At 35.2% G+C, this 21,482-nt stretch carries 23 protein-coding genes and 1 pseudogene; 22 read left to right on the top strand and 2 right to left on the bottom strand.

Going from position 1 to position 21,482, the window contains the following annotated elements; genetic code table 11:
• Positions 1–207 precede the first annotated feature (207 nt).
• Complete coding sequence (locus tag DKG80_RS21080; RefSeq protein ID WP_162555690.1) at positions 208–354, bottom strand: hypothetical protein; 147 nt, start codon at positions 352–354, stop codon at positions 208–210.
• Between the two features lie 59 nt (positions 355–413).
• On the opposite strand from DKG80_RS21080, the gene DKG80_RS04945 reads away from it, so the two are divergent.
• From DKG80_RS04945 to DKG80_RS04890, 12 genes are all read left to right on the top strand, one after another.
• Entirely contained in the window at positions 414–1,820 is a 1,407-nt protein-coding gene (locus DKG80_RS04945; RefSeq protein ID WP_109830164.1) for an RtcB family protein, read from the top strand.
• 6 nt (positions 1,821–1,826) lie between these two features.
• Positions 1,827–2,531: a peptide chain release factor H gene (prfH, locus tag DKG80_RS04940; protein WP_109830163.1), complete on the top strand. Its 705-nt coding sequence runs from the start codon at positions 1,827–1,829 to the stop codon at positions 2,529–2,531.
• A gap of 11 nt (positions 2,532–2,542) precedes the next feature.
• Positions 2,543–3,055 (top strand): hypothetical protein, encoded by a 513-nt coding sequence (locus tag DKG80_RS04935; protein WP_109830162.1) that lies wholly within the window; start codon positions 2,543–2,545, stop codon positions 3,053–3,055.
• Positions 3,056–3,127: 72 nt separating this feature from the next.
• The gene (locus DKG80_RS04930) at positions 3,128–3,745 is read left to right on the top strand and encodes a hypothetical protein (RefSeq protein WP_109830161.1); all 618 of its coding nucleotides are present in this window, start codon (positions 3,128–3,130) and stop codon (positions 3,743–3,745) included.
• Between the two features lie 6 nt (positions 3,746–3,751).
• Positions 3,752–5,662, top strand: a complete 1,911-nt coding sequence (locus DKG80_RS04925) for a tetratricopeptide repeat protein (RefSeq protein ID WP_109830160.1) — start codon at positions 3,752–3,754, stop codon at positions 5,660–5,662.
• A 179-nt stretch (positions 5,663–5,841) separates the two neighbouring features.
• Positions 5,842–6,894, top strand: a complete 1,053-nt coding sequence (locus DKG80_RS04920; protein WP_109830159.1) for a hypothetical protein — start codon at positions 5,842–5,844, stop codon at positions 6,892–6,894.
• A 326-nt stretch (positions 6,895–7,220) separates the two neighbouring features.
• A complete protein-coding gene (locus DKG80_RS04915) occupies positions 7,221–7,604 on the top strand; it encodes an HU family DNA-binding protein (protein ID WP_109830062.1) in 384 nt (127 codons plus the stop codon).
• A 1,462-nt stretch (positions 7,605–9,066) separates the two neighbouring features.
• On the top strand, positions 9,067–9,639 hold the full coding sequence (locus DKG80_RS04910) for a Crp/Fnr family transcriptional regulator (RefSeq protein ID WP_245906958.1): 573 nt from the start codon (positions 9,067–9,069) through the stop codon (positions 9,637–9,639).
• Positions 9,640–9,702: 63 nt separating this feature from the next.
• Positions 9,703–10,134 (top strand): carboxymuconolactone decarboxylase family protein, encoded by a 432-nt coding sequence (locus tag DKG80_RS04905; protein ID WP_109830157.1) that lies wholly within the window; start codon positions 9,703–9,705, stop codon positions 10,132–10,134.
• A 409-nt stretch (positions 10,135–10,543) separates the two neighbouring features.
• Positions 10,544–10,732, top strand: a complete 189-nt coding sequence (locus tag DKG80_RS21410; protein ID WP_109830156.1) for a tyrosine-type recombinase/integrase — start codon at positions 10,544–10,546, stop codon at positions 10,730–10,732.
• Positions 10,733–10,807: 75 nt separating this feature from the next.
• The gene (locus DKG80_RS04895; RefSeq protein WP_109830155.1) at positions 10,808–11,380 is read left to right on the top strand and encodes a Crp/Fnr family transcriptional regulator; all 573 of its coding nucleotides are present in this window, start codon (positions 10,808–10,810) and stop codon (positions 11,378–11,380) included.
• 54 nt (positions 11,381–11,434) lie between these two features.
• Positions 11,435–12,403 carry a hypothetical protein gene (locus DKG80_RS04890; protein WP_162555689.1) on the top strand — a complete coding sequence of 323 codons (969 nt, stop codon included), beginning with the start codon at positions 11,435–11,437 and terminating at the stop codon, positions 12,401–12,403.
• A 121-nt stretch (positions 12,404–12,524) separates the two neighbouring features.
• On the opposite strand, the pseudogene DKG80_RS04885 reads toward DKG80_RS04890, so the two are convergent.
• Positions 12,525–12,902, bottom strand: a pseudogene (locus DKG80_RS04885) (group II intron maturase-specific domain-containing protein); the annotation flags it as partial.
• Between the two features lie 654 nt (positions 12,903–13,556).
• Here DKG80_RS04885 and DKG80_RS04875 point away from each other — a divergent pair.
• The 10 genes from DKG80_RS04875 (at position 13,557) to DKG80_RS04835 (ending at position 21,482) form a co-directional block, all read left to right on the top strand.
• Positions 13,557–14,279 carry a hypothetical protein gene (locus DKG80_RS04875; protein ID WP_162555688.1) on the top strand — a complete coding sequence of 241 codons (723 nt, stop codon included), beginning with the start codon at positions 13,557–13,559 and terminating at the stop codon, positions 14,277–14,279.
• 462 nt (positions 14,280–14,741) lie between these two features.
• Positions 14,742–14,993 (top strand): hypothetical protein, encoded by a 252-nt coding sequence (locus DKG80_RS21245; RefSeq protein WP_109830152.1) that lies wholly within the window; start codon positions 14,742–14,744, stop codon positions 14,991–14,993.
• A 67-nt stretch (positions 14,994–15,060) separates the two neighbouring features.
• The gene (locus tag DKG80_RS04865) at positions 15,061–15,495 is read left to right on the top strand and encodes a Fur family transcriptional regulator (RefSeq protein ID WP_245906957.1); all 435 of its coding nucleotides are present in this window, start codon (positions 15,061–15,063) and stop codon (positions 15,493–15,495) included.
• 43 nt (positions 15,496–15,538) lie between these two features.
• Complete coding sequence (locus tag DKG80_RS21450; protein ID WP_394342220.1) at positions 15,539–15,862, top strand: DUF6660 family protein; 324 nt, start codon at positions 15,539–15,541, stop codon at positions 15,860–15,862.
• A gap of 41 nt (positions 15,863–15,903) precedes the next feature.
• Positions 15,904–18,054 (top strand): TonB-dependent receptor, encoded by a 2,151-nt coding sequence (locus DKG80_RS04860; RefSeq protein ID WP_221409044.1) that lies wholly within the window; start codon positions 15,904–15,906, stop codon positions 18,052–18,054.
• Between the two features lie 268 nt (positions 18,055–18,322).
• Positions 18,323–19,729, top strand: a complete 1,407-nt coding sequence (locus tag DKG80_RS04855) for a KAP family P-loop NTPase fold protein (RefSeq protein WP_109830150.1) — start codon at positions 18,323–18,325, stop codon at positions 19,727–19,729.
• A gap of 146 nt (positions 19,730–19,875) precedes the next feature.
• Positions 19,876–20,094, top strand: coding sequence for a hypothetical protein (locus DKG80_RS04850; protein WP_109830149.1), 219 nt, complete (start codon positions 19,876–19,878; stop codon positions 20,092–20,094).
• 183 nt (positions 20,095–20,277) lie between these two features.
• The gene (locus DKG80_RS04845) at positions 20,278–20,496 is read left to right on the top strand and encodes a hypothetical protein (protein ID WP_109830148.1); all 219 of its coding nucleotides are present in this window, start codon (positions 20,278–20,280) and stop codon (positions 20,494–20,496) included.
• A gap of 115 nt (positions 20,497–20,611) precedes the next feature.
• A complete protein-coding gene (locus tag DKG80_RS04840; RefSeq protein WP_109830147.1) occupies positions 20,612–21,214 on the top strand; it encodes a hypothetical protein in 603 nt (200 codons plus the stop codon).
• Positions 21,215–21,308: 94 nt separating this feature from the next.
• Complete coding sequence (locus DKG80_RS04835; protein ID WP_162555687.1) at positions 21,309–21,482, top strand: hypothetical protein; 174 nt, start codon at positions 21,309–21,311, stop codon at positions 21,480–21,482.

Raw genomic sequence — 21,482 nt, 5'->3', positions numbered from 1 at the left:
ACCGCGTTCAATTAGCTGAGGGAATTCTACTGTAGACATATCGTTTTATAGTTTGGTTTCTATTTAAAACGAGTTTCATGCCTGTGGGTGAATTCCCTTATTCATGAAAGTTTTATGTCCAAATTTTAGGGCAACCCAGATCAAACATTCAATTTATTTTTAATCGGTATTGCAGTACGCCCATATGAAGGGAAGGGCTGTGGGATTCTAAAAAACATAGTCAATATTAAGGTCATGCTGAGGAACGAAGCATCTCGCATTTGGAAACTCCTGTTGTTCCCAAAAACGAGATCCTTCCCAACGTCGGGATGACGGTAAGAATGCAATCCCCAATCCTTTATAAGGAGCACTCATTACCACCGTATTTTGTTTTCACTTTGAATTAAACAGACTGCGGGTTTACTAATTGCATAATGGGCAATCATAAACTTCGAGGCAAAGACCTCAAAACAATAAACTACGAGTCTAACAAGGCTAAAAGTAAAGCCATTGATATCATGTCAATGCACTATAAACACATCACTAAAGAAGAGAAACTCTCTGTGCTGAAGGATGTAAAGGAAAACCCTGAGAACTATCTTAATGATCATGTCCTAGGTGTATTAGCTGAAGAATTTGTAGAAAAACCTCAGTTAAAGGCTAAGGAAGAAATCAAACTTCTCCGAGAGTCGGGTGATTTCAAAGTTTTTGGCAGAAAGCACATAAGTAGTAACGCCTATCAGCAGATGGAACTTGCCATGAGCTTGCCCATTGCTGAGAAAGGTGCTTTGATGCCTGATGCTCATATGGGCTATGGACTACCGATTGGTGGTGTTTTGGCAACTAAGAACGCTGTCATCCCTTATGGAGTTGGTGTCGATATAGGCTGTAGAATGAGCTTGAGCATCTTCGATGCGAAACCAGATTATATGAATCGCAAGGCTTATCAGTTCAAAATGGCACTTAAAGAAAGAACCAATTTTGGATCTGGAGGAACCTTGAATATAACACAGGAGCATGAGGTACTAGATCGAGTTACTTTCAATGAAACTCCATTATTGAAGCAGTTGCATGGTAAGGCAGTTCAGCAATTAGGTACATCAGGCTCTGGTAATCACTTTGTTGAATTCGGTGAAGTAATACTCAATGATGGCAATGATCTAGGAGTAGAGCAAGGGACTTATCTAGGGCTACTGAGTCATTCAGGTTCTAGAGGTTTGGGAGCCTCCATAGCCCGTCATTATACGGATATAGCTAAGGAGAAATGTCTTCTACCACGGCAAGCCATGAATTTAGCCTGGTTAGACTTAGATTCTCAGGAAGGACAGGAATATTGGCTTTCTATGAATCTCGCAGGAGACTATGCCAAAGCTTGTCATGATCAAATACATTATCACTTGACAAAGTATCTGGGTTTGAAGGCTATTGCCGGTATAGAGAATCATCACAATTTCGCTTGGAAGGAAATCGGTGATTCAGGAGAGGAACTCATCGTACATCGAAAAGGAGCTACACCAGCCGCTAAAGGTGAATTAGGAATAATACCCGCATCAATGGCTACGGATGGCTACATCGTCAGAGGACTTGGTGCTTCATCAAGTTTGAAAAGTGCCTCTCATGGTGCAGGTCGTAAAATGTCAAGATCACAGGCTCGTAATTCTTATACCAACAGTGCTTTAAAAAAGGTGCTAAGCAAAGAAGGTGTAATACTGATAGGTGGGGGAGTTGATGAGGCGCCAATAGCCTATAAAGACTTAGAACAGGTTATGTCAAGTCAGCAGGATTTAGTAGACATTATTGGAAAGTTCACTCCAAGAATGGTCAGAATGGATAAAGCTTAAACAACAATGCAATCAATAAATAATCAAATCATACAAATCACTTCTGGTAGAGGTCCAGCAGAATGCTGTTGGGTTGTAGCACAGATACTGAAGCTAATTATCAAAGAAGCTTCGGACTTGAACCTTGAGACTACTGTCATTCATAGAGAGAAAGGTCTTGAAAATGGAACCTTACAATCCGCAACGATAAAAGTTTCAGGAAGAGACCTTGAGACATTTATCGATTCCTGGAAAGGTACAATTCAATGGATTGGACAAAGTCACTATCGTAAGTTTCATAAAAGAAAGAACTGGTTTGTCGGTGTCAATAAATTGGAGGAGAGTAAGGGTATTTCATTCAATGAAAAAGATGTGAAATATGAATTCACTAGATCAGGAGGACCAGGCGGTCAGCATGTTAATAAAGTAAGTACTGCAGTCAGGGCAACTCATATTCCTACTCGGCTTTCTGTATTCGAATCTAATAGTAGGTCACAATTGCAGAACAAAAAAGAAGCCACAGTGCGGTTGAAAGATTTGCTTGATAAACAGTCTCTTGATATGGTAAAAAGCCAAGCTAAAGATGGCTGGCAAAATCACAATGAGCTGGATAGGGGGAAGCCAACCAGAATATTTAAGGGCACAGATTTTATGCCCAATCACAAAAAACAAAAGTATAAGTCGAATAGGAAGTCTGATAAACAGGATTTTCTTCGACGATTAGAATATTAAGAATTAGAAAGATGTCAATTACAATAGCAGACCAATATTATTTAAAAGCGTTAGATGATTATGGGTATTGTTACAATGAGGTAATGGAGAATTTGAATTATGCGCTTAGCTATGACTCTGAGCACGCAGATGCCAATTACCTGATGGGGAAGTTATACATGGAGCAATTTCAGAAGTATGAACAAGCGGAAGAACATCTGGTTACTTCTATGTCTATTGACCCAAGTAATGTAAAAACCTGTGAAAGCATGATTTGGTTATTTATTCGTACGCACCGATTCAAAGAAGCCTTGAAGCTCATTGAGTTTACATTAAAGCTAAAAGGGGTATTAATTCCTGAAATTTTAAGACTGAAAGCGCTTACTTATGAACTGATGAAGCAATTTGATATGGCTCGTATCTGGTTGATTAATGCCATTCAAGAAAGTTATGATGACAGCTACATCGAATTTCTTCAAGCTGAGTTAAAACGTATAGAAATGAAGCAACAGATGATTCAGGGGGTAAGGTATCATCTGGAGTAAGATGCTTAAATAACAATTGGTTATATATGTTATATATATAGTTTTGAAGTCACAAATAATCTTTCTCATTCAATGCAATTAGTAAAGTACACATCATTTATATTTCTTGTAATTTCCTCTTCATGCACAAAACAACCGGAATATCATTATTTAGAGAATTTTGACAATAACGATAATGGATGGGCAGAAGAAAAGACAGTGATGCATACTACAAAGTTTATCGATGGTAAACTTATGCTACAGTCTCTTGATACTGTTGGTAGACTTTCAAGTAATGGACCTGCAGATGGAAGTATCTTTGGAACGCTTGGAAAGGATTGGAAATTTGAAACGTCAATAGAATCCTTCGATGGCAATAAAGAATCTGGCTTTGGATTCAAACTGTATAGTCAAGGTGCTATAGAGTGCATTTTTAGAATAGCTAGATCAGGTCTAGTTCAAGTTTATCAAAACGATTACAATTTGAATCAGCCATATTCTTTTGAAACAAAGAACATTTCCGAATTTGGATTCAATACTCCCATATTACTAAGTCTCGAAGTTCATGATGAAGATTTTGTTTTTCATATTAACGGTCAGCAGGTATGTAAAAATAAATTTAGCGCTACTAGTTGGAGGGAGTTAAGATTATTTACTGAATCTGGAGGCACTGGTATAAAAGCAGACTATTATAAAGTCTCAAAGCTCTAACTGGATATGTCCACGATATATGAACAGTTCAAGGCATTATCTACTGCCGAGCTAAAATCTATAGTTAGAGATGAAAAAGGGTTTTCCATACCTGTAAGGCGAACAGCTTACTATATTGTTTTACATAGGGGTGAAGAAATAGCTAAGCCTTCGTTTGAAAAGGTATTAAATGAAGACGAAGAAAGTAGATTTGACAAAAAAGGTTTTTACTCAACCTATGATTTTTCCCCATATTGGATACTGGCCTTTTTAATTCTTTCAACATGGTTTCTTGTCCTTGCAAATACTTCATTGCCCAATTCCGAGATATATCAGAATATTTCTCTTTTTACACAAGGGTTACTTAGTGCAGGATCTATAAGTATAATAGTTAATCTAGTAGCTTTTTTTTTATTCTTTCTTACTACAAAAAATAGAATTAAGCGATTCATCAAAGATGACAACACGCAATTTCAATATGCTATTATCATAGTTGGGTTAGGTGTGATAATTCTTCTAATGTTTGAAACATTATTTGATGATGAGTACACCTTTAGCGCGATAGTTCGATACAACTCTTTTCGAAGTTTTTTGGGTAATCTGATATATTTGATTCTCATTGGAATAGTTGAAGAAGTGATTCATAAATGGTTGTTACTAAACCAATTAACAAGATTGTTTCAGAAGTCTAGTTATTCCAAGTACCTTATCGTATTTGTAGTTTCAATATTATTTGCATTATGGCATATACCTCGAGACAATGTGTTTTTTGGAGGGATTGATTTTGGGCATTTAATATTTACGTTTTTTTATTCATTTTTTACCTCAATAATTTATTTACGAGACAGAAATTTATTTCTGCTAATAGCGATTCATATATGTGCGGACATATCATATATAATGGTACCTGCAGATCTGAATATTGGATCTAGTGCAATGACAGCTAACTTTATTATTTTGATGTTGCTAATCAAGCCTATTTATAGGCGCTTCTATTTTAAGTCAATAAAACTTCGATTGAAGCTCTGTATTCAGTTATTTGGTTCTATATTTTTATTATTAATCGTTAGTTCTTTGTTCACTAATTTGGGTCCATTTGATCATTTGAAATTTGCGAAATTTCATTTTAGGTTAGGAAATTTTGAAGTGGCAAACGAACATATATTAGACGCAAAAACATCTAATCCAACGCATGAATACTATTCCTTGAAAGGAAGAATTTCTTATGGATTAGATGATTATTATGATTCCTATGACGCTCTGTCCAAGGCTATCAAATTAAAGCCTGACGGAATAAATGAACGTGAAGTAAGAGGCTGGTTAAACTATGATCTGGATAATTATGAACAAGCGATCGACGACCTGACATTTGTAATTAAAAACGGACGTAACTCAATTAGAAATTTTTCGGATAGAGCTTACTGTTTTCTAGCATTAAATTCATTTGAAGAGGCAATGTCAGATTATCATAGCATTCTTTCCATAAACCCTAATAATGACGATGCTTTACTAGGATTAGCTCGAGTTAATGAAAAATTAGATAATCAAAAGGAGGCAGAGTTTTACTTAAGACAGTGTATAAATCTGAATCCTAACAATTTCCAAGCTTGTCAAAAAATCAGTCTGGTTTTAGTACAAAGGGAAGAACTAGATTCAGCTCTTTATTATGCTAATCGTTCGATACAACTTGGTTCAACTAGCAAGGTTCGTTTTTATATAAGAGGTGTGATTTATTATAACCAGGGAAAGTATCGCCAAGCAATAGATGATTTTGTTAAGTCGCTTGAATTAAACCCTGAAAATGGTGATATGCACTATTATTTAGCGGAATCATATGCTGCTTTAAATGATATGAAAAGTGCATGTATTAATATGAGAAGGTCAAGTGCACTGGGAAATATCGCAGCAAAAGAAAAGACTGCTGTATTTTGTAATTAGCTTTGGTATAACATTTACAATTACCAAAATGTTTTACTTCACCCCATAAAATATAAACAGTTACTGATACACTCTTTGAACTATGTTTTTGATTGATACATAGAAAAATACCTAAAAGTGGGTATTGAATATCAAAGCAGCATACTAGAAATTTACTTGCCTATCCAACATTGATTAAGATGAGTGATCTTGAATCAGACAAAGGAAAACAATTGCCAAAAGAGGAAGTAACGTCCAATATAGAAGAGGCAAAATCAACTAATAAGTACAATTGGAATGCTATAAGTGCTATTTCAGCGTGTATTTCAACATTGCTAGCATTTGGTGCTCTGATTACTACTATATGGCTAACTAGTTCACAGTTAGAATCTTCAAAATTACAATTCGAAACACAACTAAAACAAAATGAGGAATTTCTTGAGAAAGAGCTTCTTTTACTGAGGCAGCAGTTTGAACAAGAAATGTCTTTTAATAATCTAATGTTTGATACTACGGTCTATATAACTAGGCAGCAGATCGTCCAAACAGAAGAAATAGCTAAAGAAGAAGTCAAACTATTCTTACAAGAAATGGATTTAAACAAAGACCAGTTTGAAGCAAGCTTTGAATTGACAAAATCGCAGGCTGATTTAGCAAGAGATGTGGTTTTCGGAGTGGTTGAAAAAGATCAGCTTAGAGAGTTAGTAGTTTTGGACTTGAAAGATCGAATCATTCCAGGTATTGAGGATATGAAATATTTTTATCAAGCTTATAAATCCTTCTTGGAGGATGATAGAAGAACGAAAGATAAATCAATACCTACCAAACCTGATGGTCAATTGATCAAAGGGATTAGTCCATTAGACATGCATGAGGTTTTTCAAAAGAAAGTCATTGATATACAAAGCGTTTATTACTCGGTAGATCAACTTCCTTCGGCAGAAAATTTGATTCAGACTTCAAAGGAAATTTCTAAATCTAAGAAAGAAGAAGAAATCAAGTTGAAAGGAAAATTAATAGACAATAGAAATTACTGGTTTAGTAATAGACAGAGGAATCAGCACAACAGAGAAGTACTTGAAGATATAAAGCATATAGCCGATTCGTCAGCTAAAGTAGAATTACATAAACTGCTGGATATATATGTTTCGGCCTGTGACGATATAGTAAAAGACTCCTATACTTTAGTAGAGTTCTATGAAGCACAGCAGGTAGATTCTATTTCAGTTAATGAGGATGTTGTAACTAAGTAGTTAGTCATATTACTAGTTAGTTCTTGTATCCTATTGAAAAAGAGGTATCTATGAATAAGTGACTAGACAATTAGATCATTCTAAAAATAAAGCCAATACACCGTTGTTTTAGAAAAAATTTACAATCTGTTGGCAATTTCGTAATACTTCCTTAATGTTGCGATGCAAATCTTAGATACACAGGAAACCTAACCCACCTAATCTGCCTAGCCTGCAGAATTAAATAAGCGTTTCCCAAGGACATAAGAGCAGTAAAGCAAAGCAATGTCAGCATTGACAAGGCTTGCGTATTTAATTATTTAAGTAACTTAAAAACATAATTAACCATGGCAGTTAAATTTAAAGTAATTGAAAAAGGACAACCAGGAGTAGTAGGGGGTGGAACTAAGAAGTTCTATGCCAGCACAAAATTATCAGGAGAAACAAATATTGAATTGTTGACCGCACACATCGAGAGAATGAGTACGATGAGTGGAGCTGATATCCGAGGGGTATTATATGCACTAGTAGATGTTGCGACTACAGAACTATCCAATGGTAGTATCATACGCTTAGGAGATTTAGGCAGTTTAAGACTTTCGATTAGCAGTATGGGAATGCCTACAGAAAAGGAAGTAACCGCAGGATCTATCAAGGGAACAAAAATTCTTTTCACCCCAGGTAAAAAACTAAAGGACATGCAGAAGACAGTACAGTTCCAGAAAGACTAGAATAAATAAGCATGAAATCATGAATTTCATGCTTAAAAAGGTCTAAAATGACGCTTACAATTTTTAAAAATCACACGTGGAAAAAAAAATACAACGTGTGATTTTTTTTTTTCGTAGTTAGGGGATGAAAAAACGATAGTAAGTGCTTTTTCAAGTGGTATTTAAGGAAAAAAGAGAACACAATTAGTTGTTTCTTCTTTTCTCGTATCTAAAGTACCGTTATTTATTAACGCCTTCTAAATGGGTTTTTTGAAGGTCATTTCACTAAGGGTTTTTCGAGAAAAATAGTATGAAATATAGCGTCTTTTGGCTCTGTATTTTTGTAGAATCACCTTACTAAATAGCCCATTCATTAGCACTTCCAAAGGCGGTAAGGGAGTTAGAAAAGTAACCTAGGTCAAGCAGGTTCTTGTTACGATTTTACTTTCTGGATTGATAAAATAATGCCTCTACCTCTGCCTTATTAAGGGGAGTACTGTATCTTTTATTCCGTAAAAAGAGCTTCAAAAATTATTCCTCATTCCAAAGGAGGCAAGGAGGATTTGGGAAGTAGTACAAGGCAAGTAATTTTCGTGTTATGATTTTTACTTTCTGGATTAATCAATTAATCCCCCCAGCCCCCTTATCAAGGGGGAGTATTGTGTCTTTTATTCTATAAAAAGAGCTTCAAAAATTATTCCTCCTTCCAAAGGAGGTAAAGAGGATTTGGGGAGTAATACAAGTCAAGCAGGTTCTTAATATTATTCTACTTTCAGGATTGATCAATTAATTCCCCTAGCCCCTTATCAAGGGGGAGTATTGTGTCTTTTATTCTATAAAAGGAGCTTCAAAAGTTATTTCATTAAAAAAAAACGCAGTCATATTGAGCGGAGTGAAATATCTCACTAAGGCCTTATAAGACTCTTCACTTGGGCTCAGGATGACGGTTACTTTTTATACTGTGTTAGGCCTTTGTTTCTAAAGAAAAATGACCGTCATCGCGAGCAGAGCGCGGCGATCTACTCTGGAAGGGTAGCTCTTTCGTTGAGCAGAGAATACTTTACTCTGTTCGTAATGACCAAATACTTACGGTCTTTCTATACAAAAAAGCAGTCATGTTAAGCAGCGCGAAACATCTAACTAAGGTCTTATAAGACCCTTCACTTAGGCTCAGCGTAAAGATTACCATGACTGCATTATGTTTTGTTTCTAATAGGATAGAAGTAACTCAAGTGTATCATTAAAGAAGGCTGAAAAGTAGAATTATCTTCACCAAAGAGCAGCGCAGAGATCTTAAAAATTATTCTACCCAGCCTACAATGGTAAAAGAGACAAAGTACACCCCTTCATTATCTCGAATCTTGTATCGGTTAGCCTAACATTAAGAACACCGCAATGCAATTGCTAGATACTTCTATATAGACTAGATTTCAGTCGCAAAACATTTGCGACCGAGCGGGAAGTTGAATTAACCACTAAAATATTGAAAGAATTACTAGAACATTTACAAGCATATATTTTAATATCTGAGGAAGAGTTTAAACAAATAGAAACGTATTTTGAATGCTTTGAAGTTAAAAAAAAACAAGATATAAATTCCTTTAAAAACATCTCGAACTATAACTTTTTTGTAGTAAAAGGTTGCTTAAACATGTATTTTATAAATGATAAAGGAGAAAATCAATCTGTTCAATTTGCTATTGAAAATTGGTGGATTAGTGACTTATTAAGTTTACATCGTAATAAAAAAAGTGTATTTTTCATTCAAGCTGTAGAAAATTGTAAAATATTGTCAATTTCTAAAAAAAATCAGGAAAAATTATTAATTGAGTTTCCTAAAATAGAGCGATACTTCAGAATAATTTATCAAGTTGCTCTTGGTGCTTCATTATACCGAATCAAATTCTTATACCAAGCATCAAAAGCGGAACGCTATTTTCATTTTATAAAACATCATCCTGAATTTGCACAACGAATACCACAATATCTTATAGCATCTTTTCTTGGTCTAACACCTGAATATGTAAGTGAAATTCGAGCAAAAAATTTTTCTTAAACAGGCTTAAGAAGATTAACTTTTCTTGTATTGACCTTTGTGCAAATTAAAATTTATACTAAAATGGAACAAAGAGTTAATATTTATCAATCTGAACCTAAAGCATACGAAGGAATGTTTGCTTTAGAAGAGTTTCTTAACAAATCACCTTTAAGTAAACAGCAAATTTCATTAATTAAAATACGTGCTTCCCAAATTAATGGCTGTGCTTATTGCATTAATATGCATACCGAAGAAGCAGTTAAAGCTGGGGAAACATATCAACGCTTGCACATGCTTAATGCTTGGAAAGAATCGAACCTATTTTCAGATGAAGAGAAGGTCATGCTTGAGATCACAGAAAAAGTTACATTGATTAATCAGAATGGATTAACTGATAAAACATACCAAAGTGCTCAGAATTTATTTAATGATAAAACAATTATAGCAATCATTATGGCTATAACTACAATAAATGCATGGAATAGAATAGCCATAAGTACAAGAATTGAATAGTAAAGGAGAAATACCAGCAGGTACAATGTAGATGAAAAATAGCTTACTAAGTGCAAGATATCAAAGTTTTGCACTTTATTATTGCTTTAGTTTTAGTAATGAAAACCTAGCAACTTAACACGCTTTGGAACCTTATGTGAATTAAGATTATTCTCTGAAAACCTAGTTTCAAATAAATCTTGTAGTAAGCAGGCTACAAATTGGAACTTCCCACTCGATCGCAATTACATTGGGATTGTATTTTTATATAGCATCTCCGATGCGTTATCTATAGTCAACCTAATCCAATATCTTCACTCTCCTGACACCATCAAGTTTATAATGGTAAAAGAGACAAAGTACACCCCTTCATTATCTCTAATCTTGTACCAGTTAGCCATAGCTAAAAATTATCATTAAGAACACCGCAATGCAATTGGTAAGTCTATATAAGCTAGGTTTAAGTTGCAAAACATTTGCGACTGAGCAGGAATCAGGCATGGATATTCAAAATATACAAATGTTACTAGGACACAACTCCACAAAAAACACCGAAATCTATACACATGTAGCGAACTCCAATTTTGTGAATATCAAGAATCCATTAGATTTGACATAATGTGTATAATCACCATTATACACATTAACATTACAACTACGTTGTAGCACATTAAAAACAGGAACTTAAAAGAGTATGCAATTACAAAATCTTTTCAATTCATATCATAAACTGTCTAAAAATGATATTGAATTGATTACTCAAAATACTAGTTTACGAAAATACAAGCCTAGCGAAATGTTTTTAAAAACTGGGATTCGCAGCAATGAAATTGGATTTGTTACATCTGGAATATTTCGGTATTATTTTTACGACAATGAAGCAAATGAAATCACTTCCTTTTTTATGGCGGAAAATGAATTTGTAGGCAATGTATCAAGTTTCTTTGAGCACATACCAAGTTCTGGCACTATTGAAGCAATAACCGAATGTGAAATAATTGTTGTTCCGAGAAAATCTTGGGAATTATTCTGTGTAGAAATTCCACATTGGGAAAACACTTTTCAGAAAATAATAAATGAAGTTTTAATAAAAAAAACTAATTTTCAAAGAAGTCTTATCAATTCAGATACCAAGGCTTCATATCTAAAATTCTTAAACACCTATCCTAATATTTCAAAGCGTACACCTCTGATATATATAGCTTCATTTTTGGGAATCACACCTTTTTCATTGAGCAGAGTTAGAAAAGCTATTTCAACAATTTAGTGTTTCTTGCCATTTGGCAAGTCAAATCATTTTTAGTCTTATTTCCTTTGCATTGTGTTAAAAATTAAAGAAAATATGCGAAGTAAAATAATGATAATAGGAGCTCTATTACTTGCCATAACAAGTATGGGGCAAACACCTGAACTTAAAAATGAAAAAACAAAAATTATGAATCAGAAACAATTAGACAAAAAAACAGAAAACGAAATCAAGTCATTCGTATATGCTTGGTATAGCAGGTTTGACAAAGGAACCAATATGGATGAAATAACTCCATTTTTGCCAGACTCAACAGTAGAGTTTGTATATCCACAAGCCACTCTAAACTCTGTAGAAGAATTAGTCACCTATGCAGAACAAAGTTTTTCAGCAATAAAATCAAGTGCACACTATATCAACGAAATTTCTGTATACAAAACTGGAGAGAGTCAATTTGAAATAATTTGCCCACATACTTATCACGCTTTAACCGCAGATGATAAAATGATGCAAATGGATTTTGTAGGTAGAATGAAAATAGAAACCAATCTTAAAACAAAAAAAGACCCAAGTGGTACTTTGTTTAAAGTAACCGCCTACAAAGTAGTTTTACAAAATACTCCTGAAGCAAGTAAAATTGAAAATATAACAGACACTAAAAAAGGTGATTTTTCTTTTACAGATGCTCAATCATTCACACATAAATGGTTTGGTTTAATTGATGCTGGAGACGCAGATTCCTTAATGAAGCTAACAAGTCATAATCCTTTAAATATAGATATTCTTGGAAATAAAGTAGATAATAAAGAAGGTCTTAAAGCATTTTTAAATGCTCAAAAAGAAAGTCAAAACTATTCAGTACATACGCCAACAAACATAAAAGTTGAGAAAAACGAAAAAGGTTTTAAAGTAACTTTTGTTCTTCATTTTGAAGGAGATATTACTGGAATGGGAATTATGAATTTAAGTAATATAACTACTTGGACGTTAATTGAAGAAGATGGAGTATTAAAATTAAGCGAATACACATTAGCTATTTTATAGATAATGTAATAAGTCCTGCGAAAAAACGTGCTACAATCGTGTAGACGGTTCCGTTCCTTATTAGGAACGGAGTGCGCCTCACAGACCACCGTACGTACCGGTCACGGCGGTTCAACAAAACTCAGACTTTCACTTTCAAATAGTAACCCAACATACTCTCATATCCTTTTCGACGTAGCCGTGACAAAGTAATAGCCGTACCTAAAATTGGGCTTTGAACTACTGCCCAGCCTCCCATTCTTGTTCGATTCCAAGCATAAGCTTGATTTTGTGGTACGCCTAGTCGAATTAGATTCTTACGCTTACGCTCTCCCTTTTTCCAATCATGCCATATACAATATCTCAATCGATTACGTAACCACTCATCGAGGGTCTTAAGTTTGGTTTGAATATTGGCCATACGGAAGTTGTTCAACCAACCTCGGTAGACTTCTTTGAGCCGTTGTAATCGATTTTCGAAACTGTACGGTAACGTTTTCTTGGTAAGCTGTTTGAGTTTACGCTTGAGTCTATCCCAACCCTAAGTTAGAATTTGATCTAGGTGTAGAGCATATAGGAGAACCAAACCCAAGATAAAATCCACTTAATCGAGTAGACTGCCGTGAGCTATAAGCCTACGGTGTACCTCTCACATCACTTATCTTGTACTGTAGAGGCAGTACTGATCCCATCTCAAGTGGTTCATTAAATCCAATTGTATTACGATTGTATCTACATACAGCATCTCTGATGCGAACTCCATATTCAACCTAATCCTATATCTTCACTCTCCTGACACCATCAAGTTTATAATGGTAAAAGAGACAAAGTACAACCCTTCATTATCTCGAATCTTGTAGTAATTAGCCATAGCTAAAAAAATATTAAGAACACCGCAATGCAATTGCCAAGTACGTCTATACAAGATTGATTTCAGTCGTAAAACATTTGCGACCGAGCGGGTATTTATTTGCCATGTATTTGTTGGAATCAGGCACAGATATTCGATATACAGATATTACTAGGGCATAACTCCTCAAAAACCACCAAAATCTATACACAGGTAGCGAACTCTAATTTCATGAATATCAAGAATCCATTAGATTTGACATAATATGTATAATCACCATTATACACATTAACAATACAACTATGTTATGGACAACAAACAGAAATGAAAAACCTAATACCTATAATACTTGTTCTGCTTTCGATTAACGTGTTCGGTCAGCAGAAAACTAAATGGCTCAACAGTTTAGAGAATCCAAAATCCCGAATGTTTCAGAAGCTAAAAAAGGGCAATCTTTTAAATCGCTATCTGAAGTATGATTTATCAGATGTACTAGTGCCAAAAACCGATTTTCTTGGTTTCATTGGTACAGACTTTCGAAGAATTAAGATCAACTATAGTTCAATTAAAAAAAGTACTAATACTTCCAATCTCTATTTTATAACTGGAACAACTAAAGTTGGTGACAACATCTGTGACTTCGAGGGAACAATCACAATCGAACAGTTCCGTGAATTCGAGAACATGCATTACGGAATAGATGATAAGTATGCAGATGCTGGATTCAAAGCTCAAGGCATTGCTATTGGAAAATACTTATTTAATGAAAACCCAGAGCAGAAATTTGTAGGAACGTTTGAAGGTATTATGACCGTTTGGTGGTACGTAAACAAAAACGGTGAAATTAAGTTTGACGATTTAGAAACATACTCGGACAACTATAAAAACAATCAATACGCTGGTAATTGGACACAGTACGGTAAAACGAAAAGCAAAATTTGTAATTGGGGTGAATATAGAATCCCATTCTCTGAAGGATTGGATGAAGGTACTGGAGAATTTTCTCCGAATCCATATTCAAAAGGCTGGGAAGACTTCTACAAGTGAAAAGTCCATAATCGAGTAAATGCCCGTGAGCCATAAGCTCACGGAGCACCTCTCACCACCGTATCCTGTATCAAGTATGGGACAGGCTGTACCGATCTGGTATACGGCGGTTCATCAAATCAACTAACTAGACAAAATTGCATTACGATTGTATCTACAACAGCATCTCTAATGGTAATAGTCACAAAGTACAATCACTTGTTGTCTCTAACCTTATTTCGGTTATCATTAAGCACATAGTAACATAAAGAACATCGCAATGAAGCTGTTAGATATTTCTCTTTAAGCATAGATTTCCATAATAAGGAACTTCAAAAATTATTCCTCCTTCCAAAGGAGGTAAGGAGGATTTGGGAAATAAGTACAAGTCAATCAAGATTCATGTTACGAATCTACTTTCTAGATTGATCAATTAATCCTCTCAGCCCCCATATCAAAGTGGAGTATTGTACCTTTTATTATATGAAAAGAACTTCGAAAGTTATTCCTCCTTCCAAAGGAGGCAAAGAGGATTTGAGAAGTAATACAAGTCAAGTAAGAATCATGTTAGGAATCAACTTTCTGGATTCATATAAATGTCCCCAGCCCGCTTATCAAAGGGGAGTATTTTACCTTTTATTCTATAGAAGAGTTTCAAAAGTTATTGTTGCTATCAGTGGGGAGCATTGTAGTCATTGGCTAAATTTGTATGCATGTATTGTAGCCCTATTTTAATCGCAGGGCGATAGCCCTTTGGGTTTAATTCCCCGACCCTTGGGTCAGGGAGCTTCATTTAAATGACATGATACTAGAGAAAGGTTTTATTGACAACAAAATGCTCGAACAAAAATTAGAAAAGCATCATATCAAGCCAACGGCTATGCGACTTTTAGTACTTCGTCAGATGGTTGAAAGTGGTGTCGCTACTAGTCTCAGAAATCTTGAAGCCAAGTTTGATAAAGCAGACAGGGCTACTCTTTTTAGAACGCTCAAAACATTTGAGGAGAAAAAGCTAATTCATAGTATTGACGATGGGACTGGGGCTATTAAATATGCTCTGTGTGAAGAAGGTTGTGAATGTGTACCTAAAGACCAGCATTTACATTTCCATTGTGTCCATTGCAAGGAGACATACTGTCTTACTAACTCCAAAATCCCTGAGGTACAAATCCCTACAGGGTTTATAGCTGCAAGTGCTAGTATGGTATATAAGGGTATTTGTGCCAACTGTTCTTAACCTTTGCAATTAGGTTGCATGGCTTTATGGGTAGTCTTGTGATGTGAAAGTATTTTCAGTCATATTATCATCATTGATACTTTTCATGATCATTATGCCATGTGATGATGTACCACACGATCATGATCCTGATAGCCATTTGTCAGTTAGCGCTGATGATCATGATTCTGAGCATCAAGATCACTGTTCTCCATTTTGTTCCTGTCACTGTTGTCATTCATGTTTTGAGCAAGCAAGTACATTTTGTCTAGGCACACTTTCATTTTTTAAAAGCACTCTATCCAGCCGAAATGAGCTAATTCTATCTAGAATATCATTTTCTATTTGGGACCCACCTCCAAGTAATGATTTAATCGCTAAAGCCTAACCCGCTTACTGATTTCATTACTTAAATGCTCATTTCATTCAATGAAGTATATTTTATTATGCTATCTATTCCTTTCTGGAATGCTAGCAAAAGCTCAAAATACGTTTGAGGCAATTATTGTCGATGACGAAAATGAACCATTAATAGGAGCTACGGTTCACATCAGCACTACTCAAGGTGCGGTTACAGACTATAATGGCTATGTAGAAATTACCAATATCAAGGATGATACTATTCGAGTCAGGGTATCTTTTGTCGGGTATGAAACCTTCTATAAAACATACTCACTGCCGATCAATGGAATTCAAAAAATCTCCTTAAATCATGGAGAGGAATTAGAAGAGGTGATTGTTACCTCAACCAGGAGCGGACGAACCATCGATGAAATACCTACCCGTGTAGAAGCTATAGATTCGGAAGAGTTGGAAGAAAAGGCTATAATGAAATCCTCTAATATCGCTATGGTATTGCGGGAAAGTACGGGTATCCAGATGCAACAAACTTCGGCAAGTTCGGCCAACCAGAGTATTAGAATTCAAGGATTGGACGGAAGATATACCCAGCTATTAAAAGATGGCTTTCCGCTATTCGGAGGTTTTTCCAGTGGGTTGAGCATTATGCAAATACCACCACTAGATCTAAAACAAGTTGAAATTCTTAAAGGAAGCAATTCGACGTTGTACGGTGGTGGCGCTATTGCCGGATTGATTAATCTAGTGACTTATCAACCAGAAGATGAAAAAAAACAACGCTTCATGATTGATCAGACCCATGCGCTCGGTACAACACTAAATGGCTTTTATGGTCAGCGTTTTGATCAATTCGGTATGACCTTCTACACTTCTGCCAATCGACAAGAGGCCTATGATCCTAACAAAGATGACTTTAGTGATATTCCTAGAATTCGCAGTTTGACTATTAATCCGTCTTTCTTCTTCTATCCTGACGATAAATCAAGTTTGAGATTGACACTCAATTCAACAATTGAGAACAGGTTGGGAGGAGATATGCAAGTCATCGAAAATAATCAAAATGGAATTCATCAGTTTACAGAAGAAAACCAGTCAGATCGCTACTCATATCAATTGACGTATCAAAATCAATTGAATAAGTATAAAGCCCTAACAGTTAAAAATAGTCTGACCAACTTCAATAGAAAGATCACAGAACCTGACTTTCAATTTATAGGTGAGCAATGGTCATCTTTTAGTGAGATTGCTCTTAACTATGGATCGTCTCGTACGAACTGGATATCGGGAGCCAACTTATATACAGATAAATTTTCTGAAGAGCCGTATGATTCTCTACTACGAGATTATAACTATACCACTGTAGGTATGTTTACTCAAAACACCTTTGATATTTCAGAAAGGTATGCCTTGGAAAGTGGAGTCAGAATTGACTATGCCTTTGATTTTGGTCTGTTTGCTTTGCCAAGAGCGTCATTCTTGACTAGACTTAATAGTAAATGGTCTGCAAGGTTAGGAGGGGGCTTAGGTTACAAGCTTCCTACGATTTTCACGGAAGATGCTGAGAATCTAACTTATCAAAGCATACTGCCTATTGATGTTGATCAAATTGATGCTGAAAGATCTATTGGCGGGAATTTTGATATCAACTACAGCACCCTATTAGGTAGTGACTGGACACTTTCTGTCAACCAATTATTCTTTTTCACTCAGTTAGATGATGCTTTGGTATTTAGACAAAACGAACGAAGTCAATTTTACTATGAAAATGCAGATGGAACTGTGACCAGTCAAGGGTTTGAAACGAATGTTAAGTTGGGGTACAAGGATTTTAAACTCTTTGCCAACTATGCCTATATCAACACTCAACTGAAATATGATAACTTAAATCAACAAAAGCCATTGACGCCCAAATACAATATTGGCTCTGTACTGATGTACGAAGTGCATGATGAATGGAGAATCGGATATGAGGCTTATTATACAGGAAGCCAACACCTAAGTGATGGCAGTCAAACGAAAGGTTTTTGGATGATGGGTTTTATGGTGATGAGGAAGATCAACAGTCTAAGTCTATACATCAATTTTGAAAATTTCACTGATACCAGACAACATCAATTAGAGGAGTTTCAAGTAGATTCTCATACTAAGCCTGACTTTCCAGAGCTATGGGCACCGACTGATGGAAGGGTAATAAATGCAGGACTCATTATTGACTTATAGGATATGAATATTCACTAAGTATTGACAAATGCGATCAAGCTTTACGGAGCTATACTTAGTGTTTGGGTTTTAAAAACCGTTGTTAGTTTCAAACGGTTTAAAGATATTCGAGTCAGAATTTATGGTCTGGAAAGAAGAGGTTACAATTCTAATAAAAGGGTTAACTCGAGCATTTTACATGAGTTTAAAAATCTGATAGAAGGCTTAGAAAAATCAAAATGCATAAAATAGTTAATTCAACAAGTGAATGAAAACTAATTAATCATCTATGAGTAATATTAAACATAAAGACGTTGAAATCCCTAAAGGAAAAGAGGAAGACCCATTTGAAAACTGTCAATTAAACAGAAAACAATACGCTGACATTCTTACTAATATTATTGATGTATATAGTGATGGGTTTGTACTAGCTGTAAACAATGAATGGGGAACAGGTAAGACAACATTTATCAAAATGTGGCAGCAACAATTAAATAAAAATCGCTTCAAAACGTTGTATTTCAATGCGTGGGAAACTGACTTTGAAGAGGATGTTTTGATATCGATGTTATCGGTATTGAAAGAGTTTGAAGATGTTGACACGGAGAAGAATTTCAGACAAGTAGCAACAGCGGCAGTACCTTTAGCAAAGAAGGTCCTGCCTATCCTCACCAAGAAATTAGTAGATAACTATATAGGTGAGGGCACTACTAACGAAGTTTTGGATTCCTTAACAAATGTTACAGTAGATGGGATACTCAAAAGAGTAGAAAAGCAGAGTAAGAAAAAGCAAGGTATAGAAGCTTTCAAAAAAGCTCTGATGACATATGTTAATGCCTTTTCTGGAAACAACCCTTTGGTATTCTTTATTGATGAACTAGATCGTTGCAGGCCAAACTATTCTGTTCAAGTCCTAGAACAGATTAAGCACCTTTTTTCCGTACCAGGAATAGTATTTGTACTTTCTATTGATAAAAACCAGTTAAGTGCAGCGCTTAAAGGTGTTTATGGTAGTAATGAATTGGATGCAAATACATACTTGAAAAAATTCATAGACCTTGAATACTCTATACCAAGTCCATCAATGAAGGATTGGGTTACTTATTTATTAGAATATTATGGTTTTGAAAAATTATTTGATCTCGAAATAAAAAGATGGAATCCTAACGTGCTAAAAGAAGAATACGCCGAAACTTTTAAGAGTTACGCAGTCTTACTATTTGAAGCTTTAAAAATAACACTTAGATCAGCTGATCAAATACTTTCAAGGTTTAGAACAATAGTTGGTCTTTGGGGACAACAAGGATATCCTTTCTTTCCTTCGGTAGCCTTATTTTTATATGCGTGTCGCGAGTACGATTATGAGTTCTATCATAAAATTCAAGAGTTCAATATTACTTGTCAAGAGATTGTGAACTTTCATGATAAGTTATTCCCTACAATACGAGATGGTGATGATGATAACAGGAGACCTATTGCCTTAGTATCAGGGACTTTATTGACTTTATATCAAAATAGTAAAAGAGGATATAAGTACCGAGATCGTGATGAAATAAAAAGCCCAATGACGCATTTTAATTATTCAACTAACCTAATTGAAGATCAGATTATATCTTTAAAACAAGCTTTTGATTTAACAATTCCTCGATTAGAACCTTTTCTAAATGCAATAGATATTGATATAAAAATCAATTAAGACATTCTCTATAAATTGATAGACCTCAATAGTGCGTTTAGCGATAGTATAACACCTAACTACTTTAATTTCATAATTCCAGATTATGTTTTATGGTGTGACCAAATCAAAAAGTCACGTCTAATAGTCTTCTAAATCAAAAAAAGATGTCAAGTTCATATTTAGAATACTCAAAACTGATTCTTTCTAAACTTGTTTTTGATCCTGAGTTATTTTGGAAAGAGTACCGAAAAGCCCTGAAGGAGCTAGAGGTAGATGAACAGGTTCTTCTACAAATCTGGACTGAATCCATCGCTCAAAAAGAACAGAAATGGTCAGGAACATTCAGAATAAAGTGCCGTCTCATTAAGCTTATACGATCCTAACAAGGATTTCTAGGAGAAGTGGTTTCACCAAAGATGTGTCTAAGTGGTAATCTAATCGTCCGATAACGAATATACGCTCATTCACTACAGATATCGGTTGGATCATCACGAATATAGATTCCCTATTTCAAGGATATTCGTACTTGTACATGTTTGCGTCCAAACAATAGAAAAATAAGCAGTATGGAGTTCATTAAAGGGAAAATAGGAAAGCTCGGTCAATTACTAGCATTAATGGGGGTAGTGTCGATGATACTTTCCATTTTCAATTACAACTTACGTCTGCTAGCCTGGATAGATATCTGGGGCAATGGTATAGGCTGGATCATAAGGATATTACTCATCGTAGGTGGTGGAGCTATGTTTTTTATATTCAGTCCATCAGATGATGACGACGAATAGCTAACAATATTTACAAACAATTTATAACTAGGATGATACTAATAGAAGTGACTCCATGCGGGCTGTCTATCGAACATGATACAATAATCATCCGACCATTAAACTATACAAGCAGATGAAAAAATTACTATTATCAATATTAGCCGGAGTACTATTGGCCTCATGTGGTGGTGGATACATAGACCTAAATGATCCTGATAGCTATGAAGAAATGAAAGAGCTAGCCATAGATAGTTTTGGCGAAGACCTAGAAGTCTACGGGTTCAGCTTAGGCTCTAAAGATCATCTATCTAGTGAAATGAGGTACATCAGTGTAGATTATATCAAGGATGGTGTAGACTATGAAAGAAGCTATGATCTAATCAATGGTGAAGGAAATGAGTTGGAAGAACCAGAAATGGCCAGTAAGAGCTTTCAGACTGAATTTTTCATGAGAAATAAGCAAGGAAAACTGAAAGTGAAGGACATTGACTTTGAACTTATTAATACGAAGTATGAAGAAGCCATCAGCTTTCTTGCAGAGCAGTACACTGATTTCGTGCTATATAGCTGGGAATACGAGGTAGCCAATGATGGAACTATTACAGCAGAATTCATGGTAGAAGCTACTTTAATAGGAGAAAGCACTACGATGTCTGGTAGAAACGTGATTACCAACTACTATCAGTTCTCATTTAAGATGAATGAGAATCAAGAACTAGAGTTAAAAGAAGATTAATTTTTGTTGTCAGGCGCTTTAAGTGGACAAGAACATTCACAGCCCACTGTAATTAGACAAAAAAATGAGGGTTAGGATCAAATATCTAATGAGTATGACCTTTGGGTTCGGTATGATTCTAACGCTCTTTTTCTTTTATAGTGAGGAATATACAGAGGCTAAAGCAACAGGTATTGTTTCGATAGGGAGCCTCATCTGTTACTTTCTGATTCCCAATAAAAAAATCAAAGTAGACCATAGCGGCAACGCTATTAAGAAAAAGAAATAA

Origin of the sequence: Reichenbachiella versicolor (assembly GCF_003171675.1) — a bacterium.
Taxonomy (GTDB): domain Bacteria; phylum Bacteroidota; class Bacteroidia; order Cytophagales; family Cyclobacteriaceae; genus Reichenbachiella; species Reichenbachiella versicolor.
This window is presented reverse-complemented; position numbering and strand designations above follow the sequence as displayed.

Excerpts from the sequence above, each read along its gene's own strand:
- DKG80_RS21080 (WP_162555690.1), bottom strand. The coding sequence starts at position 354 with ATGAGTGCTCCTTATAAAGGATTGGGGATTGCATTCTTACCGTCATCC.
- DKG80_RS04945 (WP_109830164.1), top strand. The coding sequence starts at position 414 with ATGGGCAATCATAAACTTCGAGGCAAAGACCTCAAAACAATAAACTAC.
- prfH (WP_109830163.1), top strand. The coding sequence starts at position 1,827 with ATGCAATCAATAAATAATCAAATCATACAAATCACTTCTGGTAGAGGT.
- DKG80_RS04935 (WP_109830162.1), top strand. The coding sequence starts at position 2,543 with ATGTCAATTACAATAGCAGACCAATATTATTTAAAAGCGTTAGATGAT.
- DKG80_RS04930 (WP_109830161.1), top strand. The coding sequence starts at position 3,128 with ATGCAATTAGTAAAGTACACATCATTTATATTTCTTGTAATTTCCTCT.
- DKG80_RS04925 (WP_109830160.1), top strand. The coding sequence starts at position 3,752 with ATGTCCACGATATATGAACAGTTCAAGGCATTATCTACTGCCGAGCTA.
- DKG80_RS04920 (WP_109830159.1), top strand. The coding sequence starts at position 5,842 with ATGAGTGATCTTGAATCAGACAAAGGAAAACAATTGCCAAAAGAGGAA.
- DKG80_RS04915 (WP_109830062.1), top strand. The coding sequence starts at position 7,221 with ATGGCAGTTAAATTTAAAGTAATTGAAAAAGGACAACCAGGAGTAGTA.
- DKG80_RS04905 (WP_109830157.1), top strand. The coding sequence starts at position 9,703 with ATGGAACAAAGAGTTAATATTTATCAATCTGAACCTAAAGCATACGAA.
- DKG80_RS21410 (WP_109830156.1), top strand. The coding sequence starts at position 10,544 with ATGCAATTGGTAAGTCTATATAAGCTAGGTTTAAGTTGCAAAACATTT.
- DKG80_RS04895 (WP_109830155.1), top strand. The coding sequence starts at position 10,808 with ATGCAATTACAAAATCTTTTCAATTCATATCATAAACTGTCTAAAAAT.
- DKG80_RS04875 (WP_162555688.1), top strand. The coding sequence starts at position 13,557 with ATGAAAAACCTAATACCTATAATACTTGTTCTGCTTTCGATTAACGTG.
- DKG80_RS21245 (WP_109830152.1), top strand. The coding sequence starts at position 14,742 with ATGAAAAGAACTTCGAAAGTTATTCCTCCTTCCAAAGGAGGCAAAGAG.
- DKG80_RS04865 (WP_245906957.1), top strand. The coding sequence starts at position 15,061 with ATGATACTAGAGAAAGGTTTTATTGACAACAAAATGCTCGAACAAAAA.
- DKG80_RS04860 (WP_221409044.1), top strand. The coding sequence starts at position 15,904 with ATGAAGTATATTTTATTATGCTATCTATTCCTTTCTGGAATGCTAGCA.
- DKG80_RS04855 (WP_109830150.1), top strand. The coding sequence starts at position 18,323 with ATGAGTAATATTAAACATAAAGACGTTGAAATCCCTAAAGGAAAAGAG.
- DKG80_RS04850 (WP_109830149.1), top strand. The coding sequence starts at position 19,876 with ATGTCAAGTTCATATTTAGAATACTCAAAACTGATTCTTTCTAAACTT.
- DKG80_RS04845 (WP_109830148.1), top strand. The coding sequence starts at position 20,278 with ATGGAGTTCATTAAAGGGAAAATAGGAAAGCTCGGTCAATTACTAGCA.
- DKG80_RS04840 (WP_109830147.1), top strand. The coding sequence starts at position 20,612 with ATGAAAAAATTACTATTATCAATATTAGCCGGAGTACTATTGGCCTCA.
- DKG80_RS04835 (WP_162555687.1), top strand. The coding sequence starts at position 21,309 with ATGACCTTTGGGTTCGGTATGATTCTAACGCTCTTTTTCTTTTATAGT.